The sequence below is a fragment of the Staphylococcus sp. TCBT05 genome (assembly GCF_055179755.1).
In genome coordinates this window covers 1-21,502 of record NZ_JBUQDQ010000007.1, presented here as the reverse complement: position 1 = coordinate 21,502, position 21,502 = coordinate 1, and the positions used below count along the sequence as shown (strand labels likewise).

The window sequence follows — 21,502 nt, the reverse complement described above, 5'->3', positions numbered from 1 at the left end:
TTAATTGGAGGACTATAAATGTTAAACAATGAGTATAAGAATTCTGCTTTGAAAATATTTTCTTTGAAAGGTAATGAACCGTTAGCCCAAGAAGTAGCAGATAAAGTTGGAATCGAACTAGGAAAATGTTCAGTGAAACGCTTTAGTGATGGTGAAATTCAAATTAATATCGAAGAAAGTATCCGTGGTTGCGATGTGTTTATCATTCAACCAACATCATATCCTGTTAACCTACATTTAATGGAATTACTTATTATGATAGATGCATGTAAACGTGCTTCTGCTGCAAATATCAATATTGTGGTACCATACTATGGCTACGCTAGACAAGATAGAAAAGCAAGAAGTCGTGAGCCAATTACTGCTAAGTTAGTTGCAAACTTAATTGAAACAGCTGGTGCAGATAGAATGATCGCACTTGATTTACATGCACCTCAAATTCAAGGTTTCTTCGATATGCCAATCGACCACTTAATGGGTGTTCCAATTTTGGCAGAACACTTTAAGAATGAAACAAATATTGATTTAGAGGAATGTGTTGTTGTATCTCCAGACCATGGTGGTGTAACAAGAGCACGTAAACTTGCAGACATCTTGAAAACACCAATTGCTATTATCGATAAACGTAGACCGAAGCCAAACGTAGCAGAAGTGATGAATATAGTTGGTGATATTCAAGGCAGAACAGCTATTATTATTGATGATATTATCGATACTGCTGGTACAATTACATTAGCTGCACAAGCGTTAAAAGACAAAGGTGCGAAGGAAGTTTATGCTTGTTGTACGCACCCTGTACTTTCTGGTCCTGCCAAAGAGCGTATTGAAAATTCAGCAATTAAAGAATTAGTTGTTACAAATTCTATTCAATTAGAAGATAGCCGCAAACCAAGTAACACAAAAGAATTATCTGTAGCTGGTTTATTAGCACAAGCAATTATTAGAGTTTACGAACGCGAATCAGTTAGTGTGCTATTTGACTAAATATTACAATAACGGTATAATAGTTCCGTTCGTGATTAGACGAACAAAATAAACACTTGCAAGCAACATGGCGTTGATGGGCAAGTGAGGGGCTCTATTTGATAGAGCAGATGATGAAAGGTGGAAAATGAATATGGCTTCATTAAAGTCAATTATTCGTCAAGGTAAGCAAACACGTGCAGACCTTAAAGCATTAAGAAATATCGGTAAAGTACCAGCTGTTGTTTACGGTTTCGGTACTAAAAACACTTCAGTTAAAGTTGATGAAGTTGAATTCATCAAAGTTATCCGTGAAGTTGGTCGTAACGGTGTTATCGAATTAGGCGTAGGTTCTAAAACTATCAAAGTTATGGTTTCAGACTACCAATTCGACCCACTTAAAAACCAAATCACTCACATCGATTTCTTAGCTATCAACATGAGCGAAGAACGTACTGTTGAAGTACCAGTACACTTAGTTGGTGAAGCAGCAGGCGCTAAAGAAGGCGGCGTTGTTGAACAACCATTATTCAACCTTGAAGTAACAGCTACTCCAGATAACATTCCTGAAGCTATCGAAGTAGATATTACAGAATTAGAAATCAACGACAGCTTAGCTGTTGAAGATATCAAAGTTTCTGGTGACTTCACAATTGAAAACGAAGCTACTGATTCAGTAGTTACTGTTGTTCCTCCAACTGAAGAACCAACAGAAGAAGAAATCGAAGCAATGGAAGGCGAATCAGAAACTGAAGAGCCAGCTGTTGTTGGTGAAGAAGACGAAGAAACAGAAGAAAAAGAAGAAGAATAATTCGAACTTTTATATTCTGAATAATCGTTGTCGTCTAGACATCATATTGAATATGGAAAAGCACCATGCTTAATACGTTAAGCAGGTGCTTTTTTATGTTATTATAGTGATTGATACTAGAAAAATGTAGAGTCTTTGCTTTACAAATGGCTACTTAATTGTTTGTATTTCAAAGGTATAGTAAAAATGGAGGTAACTTGATGAAGTGTATTGTAGGCTTAGGTAATATTGGGAAACGTTTTGAATTAACAAGACACAATATTGGCTTTGAAGTTATAGATTATCTTTTAGAACGTAATCAATTTACGCTAGATAAACAAAAGTTTAAAGGCGCGTATACAATTGAGCGCATCGCTGGTGAAAAGGTAATGTTTATTGAACCCTTAACATTAATGAATTTATCTGGTGAAGCGGTAGGACCATTAATGAAATATTATGATATCGACATAGATGACTTACTTGTGTTATATGATGATCTGGATTTACCACAAGGTGAGATACGCTTACGACAAAAGGGTAGTGCAGGTGGACATAATGGCATGAAGTCAATTATACAAGCCTTAGGCACTGATCAATTTAAACGTATTCGTATAGGTGTGGATCGCCCTTCAAATGGTATGGCAATTGTTGATTATGTATTACAAAGATTTTCAGACCAAGAAATGAAAACAATGAATAAAGTAATAGAACATTCTGCACGTGCAGTTGAAGCATTTATTGAAACATCTCGCTTTGATAACGTGATGAATGAATATAATGGTGAAGTAAATTGAAATCGATAATTACAGAATATATAAATGAAGACAAACGTTATCAAGAACTTAATGAAGTGTTCGGTAAGGAAAATGTCCTCGTTACCGGCTTATCTTCGGCTGCTAAAGCAACAATTATATCTGAGAAATATTTGAATAGCTCTAAGCAGTTATTAGTTGTTACAAATAACTTGTATCAAGCAGATAAGTTGGAAAATGACTTGTTACAATTTGTTGATGCAGAGCATATTTATAAATATCCATTGCAAGATATCATGACCGAAGAATTCTCAACACAAAGCCCTCAATTTATGAGTGAACGTGTACGTACATTAACGGCACTTGCTCAAGAAAAGAGAGGCTTATTTATCGTACCATTAAACGGATTGAAAAAATGGTTGACGCCTGTAGATATGTGGCAAGCACATCAAATGTCGCTCTCTGTAGGAGATGACATTGATATTGATGCGTTATTAAATAAACTAGTAAACATGGGCTATCGTAGGGAAAGTGTCGTGTCCCATATAGGAGAATTCTCATTACGCGGTGGTATTATCGATATTTATCCACTGATAGGTGACCCAGTAAGAATAGAACTCTTTGATACTGAAATCGATTCAATTCGTGATTTTGACGTTGAGACACAACGTTCAGAGTCTAATTTAGAAAGTGTAGAAATCACAACTGCGAGTGACTATATCATTACTGATGAAGTGATTAGTCACACAAAGCAAAAGTTAAAAGAAGCCTATGAAATGACAAGGCCTAAAATAGACAAAGCAGTACGTAATGATTTGAAAGAAACATATGAAAGTTTCAAATTATTTGAAGACTCATTATTTGATCATCAAGTCTTACGACGATTGGTTGCGTTTATGTATGAGTCTCCTGCTACGATTATGGATTACTTCAAATCTGATGCAATTATAGCAGTTGATGAATTTAATAGAGTCAAAGAAACAGAGACGACATTAACGACAGAAGTAGATGAATTTATTCAAAATTTAATTGAAAGTGGTAAAGGATTTATCGGTCAAACTTTCTTAGCTTATGATGGTTTTGAAACATTGTTGAAGCGTCATCCAGTAACTTACTTTACGTTATTTACTGCAACGATGTCAGTGCCAATTCAAAGTATTATTAAGTTCTCGTGTAAACCAGTGCAACAATTTTATGGTCAGTACGATATTATGCGTTCAGAATTCCAGCGTTATATCAAAAATGACTATACTGTAGTGGTTTTAGCAGAAACAGAAGTGAAAAAAGAGCGAATTCAGTCAATGCTAAATGAAATGCATATTCCGACTTTTGTAGATACTGTGAGTGATAACCATCAAACGGGAAGCGCAATCATTACAGAAGGCAGCTTGTCTGAAGGCTTTGAATTACCATATATGCAACTTGTCGTTGTAACAGAGCGAGAATTGTTTAAATCAAAGCAAAAAAAGAAACCGAAGCAACAGAAAACGTTAACGAATGCAGAAAAAATCAAATCATATCAAGACCTAAAGGTCGGTGACTATATTGTCCATGTACACCATGGTGTTGGTCGTTATTTGGGTGTAGAAACACTTGAAGTTGCAGGTGTTCATAAGGACTATATCAAATTGCAATATAAGGGTACGGATCAACTCTTTGTACCTGTAGACCAAATGGATCAAGTTCAGAAATATGTTGCCTCAGAAGATAAATCACCTAAGTTAAATAAATTAGGTGGAACAGAATGGAAAAAAACAAAAGCCAAAGTACAACAAAGTGTTGAAGATATAGCTGATGAGCTTATCGAATTATATAAAGAACGTGAAATGTCTGTTGGTTATAAATACGGACCAGACACAGCAGAACAAAATGATTTTGAATTAGATTTCCCTTATGAGTTAACACCCGATCAAAGTAAATCAATCGATGAAATTAAAGGTGACATGGAAGTTGAAAAGCCAATGGATAGATTACTTTGTGGTGACGTAGGTTATGGTAAGACAGAAGTAGCAGTTCGTGCAGCGTTTAAAGCAGTAATGGAAGGTAAGCAAGTTGCATTTTTAGTACCTACGACTATTTTGGCGCAGCAACACTATGAAACATTGATAGAGCGTATGCAAGATTTTCCAGTCGAAATTCAATTAATCAGTAGATTTAGAACTACAAAGGAAATTAAAGAAACGAAAGAGGGATTGAAGTCTGGCTTTGTAGATATCGTAGTAGGTACACATAAACTACTAGGTAAGGATATCCATTATAAAGACTTAGGCTTGTTAATTGTCGATGAGGAACAGCGCTTTGGCGTTAGACATAAAGAACGTATCAAGACATTAAAGACTAATGTAGATGTTTTAACTTTAACGGCAACGCCAATTCCAAGAACCTTACACATGAGTATGTTAGGTGTTAGAGACTTATCGGTAATTGAGACACCACCTGAAAATCGCTTCCCTGTGCAAACATATGTCTTAGAACAAAATGCTAACTTTATTAAAGAAGCTTTAGAACGAGAGGTTTCTAGAGAAGGACAAGTATTCTATTTATACAATAAAGTGCAGTCTATATATGAGAAACGCGAACAATTACAGATGCTTATGCCGGACGCTAATATTGGAGTGGCCCATGGTCAGATGAGTGAACGTGATTTAGAAGAAACAATGTTAGGATTCATTAATCATGAATACGACATTCTTGTGACGACGACGATTATTGAAACAGGCGTAGATGTACCAAATGCTAATACATTAATCATAGAAGATGCTGATCGCTTTGGATTGAGCCAGTTATATCAATTGAGAGGTAGAGTTGGACGTTCTAGTCGTATAGGTTATGCGTACTTTTTACATCCTACGAATAAAGTTTTGACAGAGTCAGCAGAAGAGCGTTTGCAAGCAATTAAAGAGTTTACAGAACTAGGTTCTGGTTTCAAAATTGCAATGCGCGATTTAAATATTCGAGGCGCGGGTAATCTTCTAGGTAAACAACAGCACGGCTTTATTGATTCTGTCGGCTTTGACTTATACTCACAAATGTTAGAAGAAGCAGTAAATGAAAAACGAGGAATTACTGAAGAACAAGCAGATGCACCAGAAGTTGAAATAGAATTGAATATCGATGCGTATTTACCGGCAGAATATATTCAAAATGAACAAGCTAAGATAGAAATATATAAGAAATTACGTAAAATTGAGACCGAAGCACAATTAATGGACGTTAAAGACGAATTAATAGATCGCTTTAATGAATATCCGGTTGAAGTGGAACGTTTATTAGATATGATGGAAATTAAGGTTCATGCCCTACATGCTGGTGTTACATTGATCAAGGATACTGGCAAGCAAGTCGAAGTGTATATGTCTGAAAAGGGAACGACTGAAATCAATGGTGAGAGCCTATTTAAACATACACAACCACTTGGACGAGCGATGAAAGTAGGTGTCCAAGATGGTAAAATGAAGGTGACACTAAATAAAACTAAGACTTGGCTCGAAAATTTAAAATTCTTAGCTAAATGTATTGAAGAAAGTATGGAATTTGCTGATGAAGCAGAATAAGCAACATGAAACGCAACGTTCTGCATTTAATGGTGTTGTAGTTCTAACAGTAGCACTCATTATAGTCAAAGTGTTGAGTGCAATTTATCGCATACCTTATCAAAATATATTAGGTGATGAAGGTTTATATGCATATCAACAAATATATCCAATTGTTGCATTAGGCGTTATATTGACAATGAATGCCATTCCTAGTGCTGTGACTCAGACGTTTGGCTCATCAGGCAAGGATAAGCAATACACGAATGTATTGTTTGTCTTGCAAATTTTCAGCGGTATATTTTTTATTATGTTATTAATCAGTGCCAAATGGATAGCGATATTGATGGGAGATGTAAATTTAGCACCCATGTTGAGAGCAGCAAGCTTTAGTTATCTGTTTGTCGGTGTGTTAGGCGTGCTGAGAGGTTATTATCAAGCGCAACATGAGATGAATATACCAGCGATGTCACAAGTGATTGAGCAAGTTGTCCGGGTCGGTATTATTATGATTGCCGTATTGCTATACTTGTTGCAACATTGGTCAATCTATCAGTCAGGCATGTTAGCAATCGCAGGTTCGGCAGCTGGCTTTCTAGCATCGAGTTTATTTTTAATGCAGAAAAGACCTTTCAAAGTTGTGAAACGCAAAGCTGATATAGCGTGGAAACAGTTGACTATTGCGATTGTCGTTTTTGCTGTCAGTCAGTTAATCGTTATTGTTTGGCAAGTGGTGGATAGTTTTACTGTGCTACATGCACTTATGCATACTGGTTTAGACTTTCAGGATGCTGCTACTCAAAAAGGAATCTATGATCGCGGTGCCTCGTTTATTCAAATGGGATTGATTGTGACTACGACGTTTAGCTTTGTACTCATTCCATTATTGACAGAAGCGATAAAGGAACAACAGCATGTGTTAATCAATCGCTATGCAAATGCATCGATAAAAATAACAGTCCTTATTAGTGTTGCTGCAGGTATCGGTTTGATAAATTTATTGCCATTAATGAATAGTGTGTTTTTTAAATATGACAGCTTAACCGGAACATTGGCTATATATATGTTGACGGTAATCTGTGTATCTTTGATCATGATAGATATTGCGTTATTACAAGTTAGACAAAAAGTGAAACCAGTGTTTATCGCATTTATAATTGGGATTATATGCAAAGCGTTGTTAAATATCCTATTAATTCCACAATTATTGATGTTAGGCGGTAGTGTAAGTACTGTACTCTCACTCATTGTATTTGTAATATTATTACATTACCAAGTATTAAAGCATTATAAATTTCAATCAATGACTCAATTTGTACTAAAGTTAATTGCAACAATGGTCTTGTTAACTGTAGCTGTACAATGTACATTATTTGTCATTTCTACTGATTCACGTATCGGTGGTCTCATCGAATTGCTAATTGCAGCGATGGTAGGAATTGGTGTCATTATATTGGCAATTGTGCAAATGCAATTGTTGAGCTATAGAGAGTTAAAACATTTGCCATTTGGAGATAAGCTTTATCATATGAAGAGAGGGAAACGTTAATGACACAACATATTACGATTGTAGGTCTAGGAAACTATGGTTTAGATGACTTGCCTTTAGGTATTTATAAATTTTTGAAAAATCAGCCTCGAGTATTTACTAGAACATTAGAACACCCAGTTATTGCATCTTTACAAGATGAAGGTATCGAATTTCAAGGTTTTGATGCTGTTTATGAAAATAATACAACTTTCGATGATGTTTACGATACAATTGTGAATCAATTGTTAGAAGCGAGTAAAAATGAAACGATTGTTTATACTGTGCCAGGGCATCCTAGAGTTGCGGAAACGACAACTTCTAAATTAGAAGCCTATGCAGCAACACATGATAATATTGAAGTAGAAATTTTAGGTGGGAAAAGTTTTATCGATGATATATTTGAAGCGGTAAAAATAGATCCAAACGACGGTTTTACTATGCTTGATGCTACTTCAATCAAGGCTAATCAATTAAATGGCCGTAATCATACACTCATTACGCAAGTATATAGCGCAATGGTTGCTGGCGATTTGAAAGTGACATTAATGGAACGTTATAAAGATGAACATATCGTATATATAGTAGATGGTGCAAAGGGGAATGAAGCGCAAGTTACTGCAGTGCCGCTTTACGAATTGGATCATGAAGAGGCACGATTTACAAACCTTACAAGTGTCTTTCTTCCTAGATTAACGCAAGATAGCGAATACTATAGTGACTTCTACTTTGCTACTGAAATTATTGAACAATTAGTAGATGATGAACACGGTTGTCCTTGGGATAAAGAACAAACGCATCAATCATTAAAGCGTTACTTATTGGAAGAAACATTTGAGTTGTTTGAAGCAATCGATAATGAAGATGATTGGCATATGATCGAAGAATTGGGCGACATTCTGTTGCAAGTACTACTACATGCAAGTATTGGTAAGAAGTCTGGATATTTTGATATTAACGAAATCGTTGAGAGTTTATCGGCTAAAATGATTCGCAGACACCCACATATTTTTGCTGATGAAGAGGCCAATAACATAGAAGATTTAAAGCAAATTTGGTCAACAGCGAAATCAAAAGAGGGTAAAGTTGATAGAGTGAAGTTTGAAAAAGTATTTGCAGAGCATTTCTTGAAGATGTATGATAAAACCAAAAATAAGACACTTGATGAGGCAGCTTTAAAAAATATTTTAGAGCAAGGAGGAGACGAAATATGAGATTAGACAAATATCTCAAAGTATCTAGACTAGTTAAACGTAGAACACTGGCGAAAGAAATCAGTGACCAAGGACGCATAACTGTAAACGGTTCAGTTGCCAAAGCAGGTACTGACATAAAGGAAACAGATGAATTAGTGATTCGTTTTGGTCAAAAAATAGTTACTGTCAAAGTAACAGGACTTAGTGAACATGCTACAAAAGAAAATGCAAAGGGCATGTATGAAATTATTAAAGAAGAAAAAGTCAGTGAAAATTAAAAAAGGTGGTGACAAGCGAATGAGTAAAAAGGTTGAACAAATAGGTAATACGTATACCTCTGCAGAAAATAGAAAAAAACAACAACAAAGAATGAGAAATCGCGTTGTGCGTAAACGTGTGACATTCTTTGGTGGCATATTGTTAGCTATTATCATCATTTTGTCCATAATGCTTGTCACTCAAATTCAGAGTAACAATGACGATGCAGTAGAACGTCAACAAAAGGAACAAAAATACCAAAAGCAACAAGATGAAGAATTAGCGTTAAAAGAGAAATTAAATAATCTAAATGATAAAAGTTATATAGAAAAAATTGCACGCGATGATTATTATTTAAGTAATGATGGCGAAGTTGTATTTAAGTTGCCTGGGGATAAAAGCACAGGCCAAGAAAAATCGTCTAAAGAAGATAAATAAGAAAATTTATTTTTTTGAATCATAATACCATTGTTAAATTGTGTAAACAGGCATATAATAAAGTTAAAATCGAAACGAATCGGGAGGATTTATTTACACTATGTCAATCGAAGTAGGAAACAAGCTTAAAGGTAAAGTCACTGGAATTAAAAAGTTTGGCGCGTTTGTCGAACTTCCTGAAGGGAAAAGTGGCTTAGTTCACATAAGTGAGGTTGCGGATAATTACGTAGAAAACGTAGAAGATCATTTAACTGTCGGAGATGAAGTTGAAGTTAAAGTATTGTCAATCGCTGATGATGGAAAGATTAGTCTTTCAATTAAAAAAGCAAAAGATCGTCCTCGTAAACCTCAAAGTAAACCAAGTTATAAACAACCACAACAAAAAGCAGAAGATTTTGAGAAGAAATTAACTAACTTTTTGAAAGACAGTGAAGATAAGTTAACTTCTATTAAACGTCAAACAGAATCTAGACGTGGTGGAAAAGGCGCTAAGCGCTAATCGTTATAGAATATAAAGGCTGTTTCAAGGAAATATAGAAGGTTGTTGGAAATAAGCTTGTAAGATATAAATAAGTTTGTCGCTATCAATCAAAGACTGTTTTCTTATTTGAGGAAACAGTCTCTTTTTTATTGTATAGTTAATTGTACTGTAGGCGTAGTTTATTATTTATGTGAGTGAGGTGGAAAATGTGGAAGTGAATACAAATGCATGGCATAGTGATAGCCATATTGTGCTAGCGATTTCCACAGGCGTGGATAGTATGGTGTTATTACATCAACTGTTGACCAACTATCGTCAAACCTATCGCCAAATTACATGTTTACATGTTAATCACGGAATAAGAACAGCTGCTAAAACAGAACAGGCATTTATGCAACGTTATTGTAAGCAACATGGCGTTGACTTATTTGTGCATGAATTAGATTTATCCCATGTCATTGCAGCAGGTAATAGTATAGAAAATGAGGCACGTACATTGCGATATGCATGGTTTGATCAAATGATGGAAGAACTTGAAGCGGATGTGTTACTTACTGCACATCACTTAGATGATCAGATTGAAACGATATTTTATCGGGTTATGACCGGACGTTCTACGAGAAGTAAGTTGGGTATGGATGAATGTATTCTTAGAAAGAATTATGTACTTGCTAAACCCTTGTTAGCGGTATCTAAATCAGAAATCCGAACCTATCAGCATGAACAACACGTACCATTTTTTGAAGATGAAACAAATCAAGATAATCAATATGTCAGAAACGACATCCGTAATCGTTTATTGCCAGCAATAGATGAAAATAGACAATTGTCGACACAACAATTGCTGAAATTAAAAGCTTGGCATGATGAACAATTGAATGTAATACATCAAGAAGCAGATCACTTTATATTAAATAAGGTTAAAGCAGAGACAAACAATCATGAAATGCATTTTTCTAGAAGTGAATTTTTAAAATTGCGACATACTGTTAAAATAGTTGTATTAGATAAATTAATTGATAAATTAGCGTTAGAACAACCGATATCTGAAAAGATGTATGAATCATGGCTAACACAAATAGCAAGTAACCATGCACAATGCACATTATACACTACAGATAAATGGATAATTCATATCGCTTATGATAAATTTATCTTAATGGCTAATTATGAACAAGCGCTTTCTCAGATAAAGGTCAATCAACCAGGCACATATACTTTTAGTCGCTATAATATTGAAATTCAAGCTGACTTACCACAAGATGAATTTCCATTAACTATAAGAACAAGACAAGTTGGCGATAAATATGAATTGAATGGTAGCACTGGGCATAAAAAGGTGAGCAGGTTATTTATTGATGAGAAAATAATACAACGACAACGTGAAGAAATGCCTGTAATAGTTACTGCCGATGAAGAAATAATTGCAGTTGGGACTTTGTTTTTAAAGCAAAAATATAATGAATTAATATCAATAAGTAATATGGGAGAGGAATAACAATGCGTGATGATTTGAAAGAAATATTATTAAGTGAAGAAGATATTAACCAAATTTGTAAAGATTTGGGCGAACAAATTACAAAGGATTATCAAGGAAAGCCATTAGTTTGTATCGGAATATTGAAAGGGTCAGTCATGTTTATGGCAGACTTGATCAAACGAATTGATACACACTTGGCAATTGATTTTATGGATGTTTCAAGTTATCACGGTGGTACAGAATCGACAGGTGAAGTTCAAATTTTAAAAGATTTAGGTTCTTCAATAGAAAATAAAGATGTATTAATTATCGAAGATATCTTAGAAACAGGTACTACATTAAAGTCAATCACAGAATTATTGCAGTCACGACGCGTAAATTCATTAGAAATCGTGACGCTGTTAGATAAGCCTAACCGCCGTAAAGCAAATATCGAAGCTAAATATGTCGGTAAAAAAATTCCTGATGAATTTGTTGTTGGTTATGGTTTGGATTATGCTGAGCATTATAGAAACTTGCCATATATTGGTACACTAAAGCCTGAAGTTTACTCATAAGCATAAGCAACTAAATTTATTCAATTACAAAGTTATTGTATACTATAATTTCTAACCTAATAAAATTGTCTAATATTAATCAATTGAAAATTTATTAATATAAAACGGATTTTGGTTAATATATTACGACAATTGATACGATATAATATAAGTATTTTAAGTTAGTAGTTTTAGTTGGTGTTTATGGGGAAATAATTTAAAAATTAAACTAAAACATCATGGATTGTAAACGACGCGCAAAAGTTGAAATACTAGCCTTTGGCAGACGCGTTATGTTACAATTTTTGTTAGTTTTATTATTGAAGTAGGAGGAAACGACGCATGCAGAAGGCCTTTCGTAATGTGCTAGTTATTGCAATCATTGGCGTTATTATATTCGGCTTGTTTTCGTGGCTCAACGGCAATGGAAATATGCCAAAGCAACTTACATATAACCAATTTGTAAAGCAGTTAGATAAAGGTGATCTTAAGACACTTGAAATCCAACCAGAACAAAATGTCTATATGGTAAGCGGTAAAACGAAAAAAGGTGAAGATTATTCTTCAACTATTTTATATAACAATGATAAAGAACTTGAAAAAATAACTGATAAAGCACAAAGTCAAGATGGATTGAAATTTACAGTTAAAGAAGAAGAAAAACAAAGCGTGTTTGTTAGTATTTTAACAACGCTCATTCCAGTATTAATAATTGCTCTTTTATTTATTTTCTTCCTTAGCCAAGCTCAAGGTGGCGGCGGCGGTGGCGGTCGTATGATGAACTTTGGTAAATCCAAAGCTAAAATGTACGACAGTCAGAAAAAACGTGTACGCTTCTCTGATGTAGCAGGTGCAGATGAAGAAAAACAAGAGTTAGTTGAAATTGTAGACTTCTTAAAAGATAATAAGCAATTTAAGCAAATGGGATCACGCATACCTAAAGGTGTGTTATTAGTTGGCCCTCCTGGTACAGGTAAAACATTACTTGCGCGAGCAGTAGCTGGTGAAGCTGGCACACCGTTCTTCTCAATTAGTGGTTCTGACTTTGTTGAGATGTTTGTCGGTGTCGGTGCGAGCCGTGTACGTGATTTATTTGAAAATGCTAAGAAAAATGCACCATGTATCATTTTCATTGATGAGATTGATGCAGTCGGTCGTCAACGTGGTGCTGGTGTTGGTGGGGGTCACGATGAACGTGAACAAACACTTAACCAATTACTTGTTGAAATGGATGGTTTCGGTGAGAATGAAGGTATCATAATGATTGCTGCAACTAACCGACCAGATATTCTTGACCCTGCATTATTACGTCCAGGTCGTTTTGACAGACAAATTCAAGTTGGACGTCCAGATGTTAAAGGTCGTGAAGCAATTCTTCATGTACATTCTAAGAATAAACCATTAGATGAGACAGTAGACTTGAAAGCCATTTCTCAAAGAACGCCAGGGTTCTCTGGTGCAGATTTAGAAAACTTACTTAATGAAGCGTCATTAATTGCAGTGCGTGAAGGTAAGAAGAAAATTGACATGCGTGATATTGAAGAAGCAACAGACCGTGTAATCGCTGGTCCTGCTAAGAAATCACGTGTTATTTCTAAGAAAGAACGTAATATTGTAGCCCATCATGAAGCTGGTCACACAATTATTGGTATGGTACTAGACGAAGCAGAAGTCGTGCATAAAGTTACAATCGTACCACGTGGTCAAGCTGGTGGTTATGCAATGATGTTACCTAAGCAAGATAGATTCTTGATGACTGAACCAGAATTATTAGATAAGATTTGTGGTCTGCTAGGTGGTCGTGTATCTGAGGATATTAACTTTAATGAAGTATCAACAGGTGCATCAAATGATTTTGAGCGTGCAACGCAAATCGCACGTCAAATGGTTACTGAATATGGTATGAGTAAGAAACTTGGTCCAATTCAGTTCTCTAGTAGCAGTAATGGTCAAGTATTCCTTGGTAAAGATATGCAAGGTGAACCAGAATATTCTGGACAAATTGCTTATGAAATTGATAAAGAGGTACAACGTATCATCAAAGAACAATATGATCGTTGTAAAGATATCTTGCTAGAACACAAATCACAATTGAAGTTGATTGCTGAATCATTATTAACTGAAGAAACTTTAGTCGCTGAACAAATTCATTCATTATTCTACGATGGTGTATTACCTGAAGTAGATTATGACAGTGCTGAGGTAGTTAATAAAGAAGACTCTGAATTCAAAGACGGAAAATACGGTAAATCATATGAGGATGTTCGTAAAGAGCAATCATTAAATGATGTAAGTAAAGATAACCGTCAAGAAGATGAAGAAGACGATAATGAAGGTGATCGTGATACAACTGGACACGAACAATCACCAAATATCGACAAACCTAGCAATCCAAGTGATCCTAACGATCCAAGTAACAGAAATTAATGACTGAACAAAGACGTCTCTTTTTGCTATCATAGTGGATAGTAGAAAGAGGCGTTTTATTATTACTTGAAATAGAAAATATTTTGCGTAAACAAATATTTAGCATTTTTTAAGGTGAACCAGTAAAATAAATTGAACTAAAATATGAAATGAACACAATGTGTGCAATATCGCAATGACACATGAGCAAATAAAAGGAGAAATGATGTAATGACGAAAGATTATATTGTGAAAGCATTAGCTTTTGGAGGACAAATACGTGCGTATAGTGCGCTGACAACAGAAAGTGTGCAAGAAGCTCAAACGCGACATTATACCTGGCCGACAGCTTCAGCTGCACTTGGTAGAACAATGACAGCTACATTAATGATGGGAGCAATGTTAAAAGGGAACCAAAAACTTACTGTAACAGTAGATGGCCAAGGGCCAATTGGTAAAATTATTGCTGATGCAGATGCCAAAGGAAATGTAAGAGGTTATGTAACAAACCCACAGACTCACTTTCCGCTAAATGATATCGGTAAACTAGATGTACGCAGAGCAGTAGGGACAGAAGGAGCGTTAACTGTAGTTAAAGATGTCGGCATGAAAGATTACTTTTCTGGATCTAGTCCAATTGTATCTGGAGAATTAGGTGAGGACTTCACTTATTATTTTGCTAAGAGTGAACAAACACCTTCCTCTGTTGGTCTAGGTGTACTCGTTAATCCTGATAATTCAATTAAAGCTGCTGGCGGCTTTATATTACAAGTAATGCCTGGTGCAGAAGATGCGACTATAACTAAATTAGAAGACGCGATTAATAATATGACACCAGTGTCGAAACTTATTGATCAAGGACTCACACCTGAAGAATTACTTTTTGAAATTTTAGGTGAAGAAAATGTACAAATATTAGAGAATGTACCAGCTCAATTCGAATGTAATTGCGGTCATGATAAATTTTTAACTGCAATTAAAGGTTTAGGTGAAGCAGAAATTATTAGTATGATTAATGAAGACCATGGTGCAGAAGCAGAATGTCATTTTTGTAGAACGAAGTATAATTTTACAGAAAATGAATTAGAAGCATTGCTAGAAAATAAAAATTAATTACTGTCATATAGGGCTTGGTAGGTTTTTAAAGTAAAGTGAAATAATAAAATTAAGGTTTCATAGTTGTATTTACAGAAAAATCTGATAAAATATATACTATATCCGATAAAAAAAGTATGCATTTGAACTTTTTAACGAAAAGGAGCTTTACTAATGACAAACAACAAACCAGTAAATAATATTGTAGAAGTTATCGGTAATACACCGGTAGTTAAATTAAACAACGTTGTAGATGAGAATTCAGCAGACGTTTATGTAAAACTTGAATATCAAAATCCAGGTGGATCAGTAAAAGATCGTATCGCATTAGCAATGATTGAAGAAGCTGAAAAAGCTGGCAAAATTAAACCGGGTGACACTATCGTTGAACCAACAAGTGGTAACACAGGAATCGGTTTAGCATTTGTATGTGCAGCAAAAGGTTATAAAGCAGTCTTTACAATGCCTGAGACAATGAGTCAAGAACGCCGCAACTTATTAAAAGCATATGGCGCTGAATTAGTGTTAACGCCAGGTTCAGAAGCAATGAAAGGTGCAATCAAGAAAGCCAAAGAACTTAAAGAAGAGTTTGGTTACTTTGAACCACAACAATTCGAGAACCCAGCAAATCCTCGTGTCCATGAATTAACAACTGGTCCTGAATTAGTTGAGCAATTTGAAGGTAAAACAATCGATGCATTCTTAGCGGGTGTAGGTACTGGCGGAACATTAAGTGGTGCTGGTAAAGTCTTAAAAGAAAAATATCCAGATATCAATTTAGTAGCTATTGAACCAGAAGATTCACCAGTATTAAGTGGTGGAGAACCTGGACCACATAAATTACAAGGTTTAGGCGCTGGTTTCGTACCTGACACATTAAACACAAATATCTATGACGAAATTATTAAAGTAGGTAATGAAATTGCTATGGAAACTTCACGTAAAGTTGCTAAAGAAGAAGGTATTTTAGGTGGTATTTCTTCAGGGGCAGCGATTTACGCAGCAATTCAAAAAGCCAAAGAATTAGGAAAAGGTAAGACAGTTGTTACTGTATTACCTAGTAACGGTGAACGTTACCTTTCAACACCTTTATATTCTTTCGAAGACTAGAATTAATTTAGGTGTAATTACCGGCCACATTGAGATGTGTGTGCCGGTTTTTTTGTGTGTTAATGCGCATAAGAGAATAGAAAATGAATATAAATTATATTTAAGACACCATACTTAAGTATTCGACACTGAAAAAATAGACAATAAACGTTATTATAGAAACGTACAAGATAAATATCGACTTTTAACAAATAGTAGTGAAAGGAAGTAATCAACTATGACACGGACAAAAATAATGGGTATATTAAATGTAACTCCAGACTCTTTCTCGGATGGTGGTAAATATAATACTGTAGAAAGTGCGGTACAAAGAGCAGAAGAAATGATAGCAGAAGGTGTTGATATCATAGATATAGGTGGTATATCCACACGTCCGGGTTATGAAGAAATCACTGTTGATGAAGAAATGCAACGCGTAATTCCTGTAGTGAAAGCATTAACTAAACTTGATGTGAAGCTCTCTGTTGATACATACCGTAGTGAAGTAGCGGAAGCAGTAATGGATTTAGGCGTTGAGATGATCAATGATCAATGGGCTGGTATTTATGATGAGCGTATATTTGATGTTGTGGCAAAGTATCATGGTGAGATTGTGTTGATGCATAATGGAGATGGTAATCGAACTGAACCTGTAATGGAAGAAATGTTGTTATATTTGTTAAAACAAGCTAATAAAGCAGAATTGAAAGGCATTCCTCAACATAAAATATGGATTGACCCGGGCATTGGTTTTGCTAAAACACGTATAGAAGAACGTGAAGTAATGTCGCGCTTAGATGAACTGGTAGCAACAGATTATCCGGTATTGCTTGCTACAAGTAGAAAAAGGTTTATTAAGGAAATGATAGGTACAGAAACGACGCCAACTGAACGAGATGAGGCGACAGCAGCAACTACAGCCTATGGTATAATGAAAGGCGTAAAAGCAGTTAGAGTGCACAATGTTCAGTTGAATGCACGTATTAGTCACAGTATGGATTACTTAAAGGAGAATGACGATGAGCGATACAATATTTCTGAACGGTCTTAAATTTTATGGTTATCATGGTGCATTACCTGCTGAAAATGAAATCGGACAAATTTTTATTGTAGATATTACTCTAAAGGTAGACTTGAAACCAGCTGGTGAATCAGATCAAGTAACGGATACAGTGCACTATGGTGAAGTATTTGAAGATGTAAAGGCTATCATGGAAGGGGAGCCTGTAAATTTATTAGAGCATCTAGCTGAACGTATTGCAAAACGTATAAATTCACACTATAATCGTGTAATGGAAACGAAAGTTAGAATCACTAAAGAGAATCCACCTATCCCTGGTCATTATGATGGTGTCGGGATTGAAATAGTGAGGGAGAATCACTAATGATTAACGCGTATTTAGGTTTAGGTAGTAATGTAGGAGACAGAGCAGCGCAATTAGATGAGGCAATTCGTATTTTGAATGCGACTAATGGTATTACCGTTACTAAAGTCTCGCCAATATATGAAACAGAGCCAGTTGGTTATGTTGAGCAACCGCAATTTTTAAACCTTTGTTTAGAGATTCAAACTTCATTAACTGCACAAGCATTATTGCAAGTATGTATGGAAACAGAACAACAACTACATCGGGTTAGAGAAATCCATTGGGGACCTAGAACATTAGATGTTGATATTTTATTATACGGAAATCATATAATAGATGAAGCAGATTTAATCGTCCCACACCCACGTATGCTCGAACGTGCTTTCGTATTAATTCCTTTAAATGATATTGCGTCAGATGTTGTCGAACCAAATTCTAATGAGAAGATAGGGAATTTAGTGCATACAGACGATTCGGTTAAGTTGTATAAAAATTGAGCAGTTTTCAATTGAGGAATAAGTTGAAATTACTTTATTACATTCGCATCGTCTAGTAGAATTGAATGGTGAAAAGGTTGCGTTATAAAATGCGCAAAAATATCTAATAGCATTTTAATAGTGATTACGTTTTTGGTAAATTAAGTAAAATGCCCAACCAAGCTACAAGTGAATGATAATTGATACATTTCATGGATTTTAAATTGAAAGCAAAACAATAAAAAGTAGAACAAGAAGCATAAAGGAGAGACAGTTATGTCAGAAGAAATGAATGACCAAATGCAGGTCCGCCGCCAAAAATTACAAGAATTATTCGATTTAGGTATTGATCCCTTTGGCCAAAAATTTGAACGTACTGCTATGGCAGAACCATTGCATACAGATTGGGATCAATTTTCTAAAGAAGAATTACAAGAAAAAGAAGACGATAGTCATGTTACGATTGCAGGCCGTTTAATGACAAAACGTGGTAAAGGTAAAGCTGGATTTGCGCATGTGCAAGATTTATCAGGTCAAATTCAAATTTATGTAAGAAAAGACCAAGTTGGAGAAGAACAGTTCGAATTATGGAACGCTGCTGACCTTGGAGATATCGTCGGTGTTGAAGGTGTTATGTTTAAAACAAACACTGGGGAATTATCAGTTAAAGCGAAATCATTTACGCTTTTAACTAAATCTCTACGCCCATTGCCAGATAAATTCCATGGCTTACAAGACATAGAACAACGTTATCGTCAACGCTATTTAGATTTAATTACAAATCAAGATAGTACACAAACTTTTATTAATCGTAGTAAAATTTTGCAAGAAATGCGTAACTATTTAAATAAAGAAGGATTCTTAGAAGTTGAAACACCAATGATGCATCAAATTGCTGGTGGTGCTGCTGCACGTCCATTCGTAACACATCATAACGCCCTAGATGCAACATTATATATGCGAATTGCGATTGAATTGCATCTTAAACGTTTAATTGTTGGTGGCCTTGAAAAAGTATATGAAATTGGACGTGTGTTCCGTAATGAAGGTGTATCAACTCGACATAATCCAGAATTTACAATGATTGAGTTATATGAAGCATATGCTGATTACCATGATATTATGGATTTAACAGAAAATATGATTAGACATATCTCTGAAAAAGTGTTGGGAACTGCTAAAGTTCAATACGGAGAAGAAACAATTGATTTAGAATCTAAATGGAGACGCGTGCATATGGCTGATGCAGTTAAAGATGCAACAGGCGTAGATTTCTTCGCAGTGAAAACAGACGAAGAGGCTAAAAACTTAGCTAAAGAGCATGGTGTTGAAATCACAGATAATATGAAATATGGTCACATTCTTAATGAATTCTTTGAACAAAAAGTAGAAGAAACATTAATACAACCAACATTCATCTACGGTCATCCAATCGAGATTTCGCCATTAGCGAAGAAAAATCCAGAAGATCCAAGATTTACTGATAGATTTGAATTATTCATCGTTGGTAGAGAACATGGTAATGCATTCACTGAATTGAATGACCCAATAGATCAAAGAGCGCGTTTTGAAGCTCAATTAGTAGAGAAAGAACAAGGTAATGATGAAGCACATGAAATGGATGAAGATTTCATCGAAGCATTAGAATACGGTATGCCTCCAACAGGTGGACTAGGTATTGGTATTGATAGATTAGTAATGCTATTAACTGACTCAGCATCTATCAGAGATGTATTATTATTCCCTTATATGAGACAGAAATAGAAAGTACAATAAAATTATAGAAACAATTAAAAGAGGTTGGCCGGAGTATATTTACCACGGTCAACCTTTTACTATTTAAAAAGTAATTAAGAAATATGATAAATAAGAACATTACATTTGAAAATTTCCAAGTTGATCCAGTAATAATTTGCGTAATAAGATACAAATAGGTAATATAAGACTAATAAAATAGAAAACTATACCAAAAAAGGTATGGCATATAGTGTATTCCTGTGATAAACTTATTCAAGTCGAGTTGAGATGACGAAGATAGTAATGACCGGTTGCAAATACAATGTTTTTTCTTTATAATAATTTTTTCGAAAAAGTATTGACTTGTAATCAGAAATGAAGTAATATAAAAAAGTCGTCAAAAACGACTGGTTGATATTGAAAGCTTTGTAAAGCGTTTGTAAATAAAATATCAACACAGTGTAAAATTGACCATTGCATTTATTAAATAAACAATGTATTATTGATTAAGTAAGTTAATTGTCTGGTGGCAATAGCAAAGAGGTCACACCTGTTCCCATGCCGAACACAGAAGTTAAGCTCTTTAGCGCCGATGGTAGTCGGACTTACGTTCCGCAAGAGTAGGACGTTGCCAGGCTTTATAACATAATGGAGGATTAGCTCAGCTGGGAGAGCATCTGCCTTACAAGCAGAGGGTCGGCGGTTCGAACCCGTCATCCTCCACCATTCAAATGAATAGCCGGCCTAGCTCAATTGGTAGAGCAACTGACTTGTAATCAGTAGGTTGGGGGTTCAAGTCCTCTGGCCGGCACCATTTCATGAGCCATTAGCTCAGTTGGTAGAGCATCTGACTTTTAATCAGAGGGTCAGAGGTTCGAATCCTCTATGGCTCATCCAGTTTCACTTTGCAGAAGTAGTTCAGCGGTAGAATACAACCTTGCCAAGGTTGGGGTCGCGGGTTCGAATCCCGTCTTCTGCTCCATTGATTTTTGCCGGGGTGGCGGAACTGGCAGACGCACAGGACTTAAAATCCTGCGGTGAGAGATCACCGTACCGGTTCGATTCCGGTCCTCGGCACCATCTTTTTAAAATAGCGCCCGTAGCTCAACTGGATAGAGTGCTTGACTACGGATCAAGAGGTTATGGGTTCGACTCCTATCGGGCGCGCCATTTTAAAATTAATCACCACTTAAATATACGGGAAGTAGCTCAGCTTGGTAGAGCACTTGGTTTGGGACCAAGGGGTCGCAGGTTCGAATCCTGTCTTCCCGACTCTTTTGAAAAATGGGGGCTTAGCTCAGATGGGAGAGCGCCTGCTTTGCACGCAGGAGGTCAGCGGTTCGATCCCGCTAGTCTCCACCATATTTTTTAATTATT

Annotated in this window: 18 protein-coding genes, 8 tRNA genes and 1 rRNA gene; all 27 read left to right on the top strand. The window is 35.6% G+C overall.

Annotation, left to right across the window (positions count from 1 at the left end):
• The first annotated feature begins 18 nt into the window (after nucleotides 1-18).
• The 27 genes from ACY191_RS05680 (at nucleotide 19) to ACY191_RS05550 (ending at nucleotide 21,487) form a co-directional block, all read left to right on the top strand.
• A complete protein-coding gene (locus ACY191_RS05680) occupies nucleotides 19-984 on the top strand; it encodes a ribose-phosphate diphosphokinase (RefSeq protein ID WP_042739983.1) in 966 nt (321 codons plus the stop codon).
• Between the two features lie 133 nt (nucleotides 985-1,117).
• On the top strand, nucleotides 1,118-1,774 hold the full coding sequence (locus ACY191_RS05675; protein WP_042739984.1) for a 50S ribosomal protein L25/general stress protein Ctc: 657 nt from the start codon (nucleotides 1,118-1,120) through the stop codon (nucleotides 1,772-1,774).
• Nucleotides 1,775-1,974: 200 nt separating this feature from the next.
• Nucleotides 1,975-2,547 carry an aminoacyl-tRNA hydrolase gene (gene pth, locus ACY191_RS05670; protein WP_042739985.1) on the top strand — a complete coding sequence of 191 codons (573 nt, stop codon included), beginning with the start codon at nucleotides 1,975-1,977 and terminating at the stop codon, nucleotides 2,545-2,547.
• On the top strand, nucleotides 2,544-6,059 hold the full coding sequence (gene mfd, locus ACY191_RS05665; RefSeq protein WP_107511985.1) for a transcription-repair coupling factor: 3,516 nt from the start codon (nucleotides 2,544-2,546) through the stop codon (nucleotides 6,057-6,059). Before pth ends, mfd begins: the two co-directional genes overlap by 4 nt.
• Nucleotides 6,046-7,587, top strand: coding sequence for a polysaccharide biosynthesis protein (locus tag ACY191_RS05660; RefSeq protein WP_229366911.1), 1,542 nt, complete (start codon nucleotides 6,046-6,048; stop codon nucleotides 7,585-7,587). Before mfd ends, ACY191_RS05660 begins: the two co-directional genes overlap by 14 nt.
• Nucleotides 7,587-8,780 carry a MazG nucleotide pyrophosphohydrolase domain-containing protein gene (locus ACY191_RS05655; RefSeq protein ID WP_107579450.1) on the top strand — a complete coding sequence of 398 codons (1,194 nt, stop codon included), beginning with the start codon at nucleotides 7,587-7,589 and terminating at the stop codon, nucleotides 8,778-8,780. Before ACY191_RS05660 ends, ACY191_RS05655 begins: the two co-directional genes overlap by 1 nt.
• Nucleotides 8,777-9,040 carry an RNA-binding S4 domain-containing protein gene (locus ACY191_RS05650; RefSeq protein WP_229366910.1) on the top strand — a complete coding sequence of 88 codons (264 nt, stop codon included), beginning with the start codon at nucleotides 8,777-8,779 and terminating at the stop codon, nucleotides 9,038-9,040. The genes ACY191_RS05655 and ACY191_RS05650 overlap by 4 nt, the downstream gene beginning before the upstream one ends.
• A 19-nt stretch (nucleotides 9,041-9,059) precedes the next feature.
• Complete coding sequence (locus tag ACY191_RS05645) at nucleotides 9,060-9,458, top strand: FtsB family cell division protein (RefSeq protein WP_042740000.1); 399 nt, start codon at nucleotides 9,060-9,062, stop codon at nucleotides 9,456-9,458.
• 100 nt (nucleotides 9,459-9,558) lie between these two features.
• Entirely contained in the window at nucleotides 9,559-9,957 is a 399-nt protein-coding gene (locus ACY191_RS05640; RefSeq protein ID WP_042739990.1) for a S1 domain-containing RNA-binding protein, read from the top strand.
• Between the two features lie 190 nt (nucleotides 9,958-10,147).
• Nucleotides 10,148-11,437, top strand: a complete 1,290-nt coding sequence (gene tilS / locus ACY191_RS05635; RefSeq protein ID WP_107642203.1) for a tRNA lysidine(34) synthetase TilS — start codon at nucleotides 10,148-10,150, stop codon at nucleotides 11,435-11,437.
• A 2-nt stretch (nucleotides 11,438-11,439) separates the two neighbouring features.
• A complete protein-coding gene (gene hpt, locus ACY191_RS05630) occupies nucleotides 11,440-11,976 on the top strand; it encodes a hypoxanthine phosphoribosyltransferase (protein WP_042739992.1) in 537 nt (178 codons plus the stop codon).
• Nucleotides 11,977-12,297: 321 nt separating this feature from the next.
• On the top strand, nucleotides 12,298-14,382 hold the full coding sequence (ftsH, locus tag ACY191_RS05625; protein ID WP_042739993.1) for an ATP-dependent zinc metalloprotease FtsH: 2,085 nt from the start codon (nucleotides 12,298-12,300) through the stop codon (nucleotides 14,380-14,382).
• Between the two features lie 210 nt (nucleotides 14,383-14,592).
• Nucleotides 14,593-15,474 (top strand): Hsp33 family molecular chaperone HslO, encoded by an 882-nt coding sequence (gene hslO / locus ACY191_RS05620; protein WP_042739994.1) that lies wholly within the window; start codon nucleotides 14,593-14,595, stop codon nucleotides 15,472-15,474.
• Nucleotides 15,475-15,630: 156 nt separating this feature from the next.
• A complete protein-coding gene (gene cysK, locus ACY191_RS05615) occupies nucleotides 15,631-16,566 on the top strand; it encodes a cysteine synthase A (RefSeq protein WP_042739995.1) in 936 nt (311 codons plus the stop codon).
• A gap of 217 nt (nucleotides 16,567-16,783) precedes the next feature.
• A complete protein-coding gene (gene folP, locus ACY191_RS05610; protein ID WP_042739996.1) occupies nucleotides 16,784-17,596 on the top strand; it encodes a dihydropteroate synthase in 813 nt (270 codons plus the stop codon).
• Nucleotides 17,565-17,930 carry a dihydroneopterin aldolase gene (gene folB / locus ACY191_RS05605; RefSeq protein ID WP_229366909.1) on the top strand — a complete coding sequence of 122 codons (366 nt, stop codon included), beginning with the start codon at nucleotides 17,565-17,567 and terminating at the stop codon, nucleotides 17,928-17,930. The genes folP and folB overlap by 32 nt, the downstream gene beginning before the upstream one ends.
• Nucleotides 17,930-18,409, top strand: a complete 480-nt coding sequence (gene folK / locus ACY191_RS05600; RefSeq protein WP_042739998.1) for a 2-amino-4-hydroxy-6-hydroxymethyldihydropteridine diphosphokinase — start codon at nucleotides 17,930-17,932, stop codon at nucleotides 18,407-18,409. Before folB ends, folK begins: the two co-directional genes overlap by 1 nt.
• 255 nt (nucleotides 18,410-18,664) lie before the next feature.
• Entirely contained in the window at nucleotides 18,665-20,152 is a 1,488-nt protein-coding gene (lysS, locus tag ACY191_RS05595) for a lysine--tRNA ligase (protein ID WP_042739999.1), read from the top strand.
• 495 nt (nucleotides 20,153-20,647) lie between these two features.
• Nucleotides 20,648-20,762 (top strand): 5S ribosomal RNA (gene rrf / locus ACY191_RS05590).
• A 13-nt stretch (nucleotides 20,763-20,775) separates the two neighbouring features.
• Nucleotides 20,776-20,851: transfer RNA gene (locus ACY191_RS05585), tRNA-Val, on the top strand.
• 12 nt (nucleotides 20,852-20,863) lie between these two features.
• Nucleotides 20,864-20,939, top strand: a tRNA-Thr gene (locus tag ACY191_RS05580).
• Nucleotides 20,940-20,945: 6 nt separating this feature from the next.
• Nucleotides 20,946-21,018 (top strand) — tRNA-Lys (locus ACY191_RS05575).
• 14 nt (nucleotides 21,019-21,032) lie between these two features.
• Nucleotides 21,033-21,107 (top strand) — tRNA-Gly (locus tag ACY191_RS05570).
• A gap of 9 nt (nucleotides 21,108-21,116) precedes the next feature.
• A tRNA-Leu gene (locus ACY191_RS05565) sits at nucleotides 21,117-21,205 on the top strand.
• Between the two features lie 13 nt (nucleotides 21,206-21,218).
• A tRNA-Arg gene (locus ACY191_RS05560) sits at nucleotides 21,219-21,295 on the top strand.
• Between the two features lie 28 nt (nucleotides 21,296-21,323).
• Nucleotides 21,324-21,397: transfer RNA gene (locus ACY191_RS05555), tRNA-Pro, on the top strand.
• A gap of 14 nt (nucleotides 21,398-21,411) precedes the next feature.
• Nucleotides 21,412-21,487: transfer RNA gene (locus tag ACY191_RS05550), tRNA-Ala, on the top strand.
• Nucleotides 21,488-21,502: the final 15 nt, after the last annotated feature.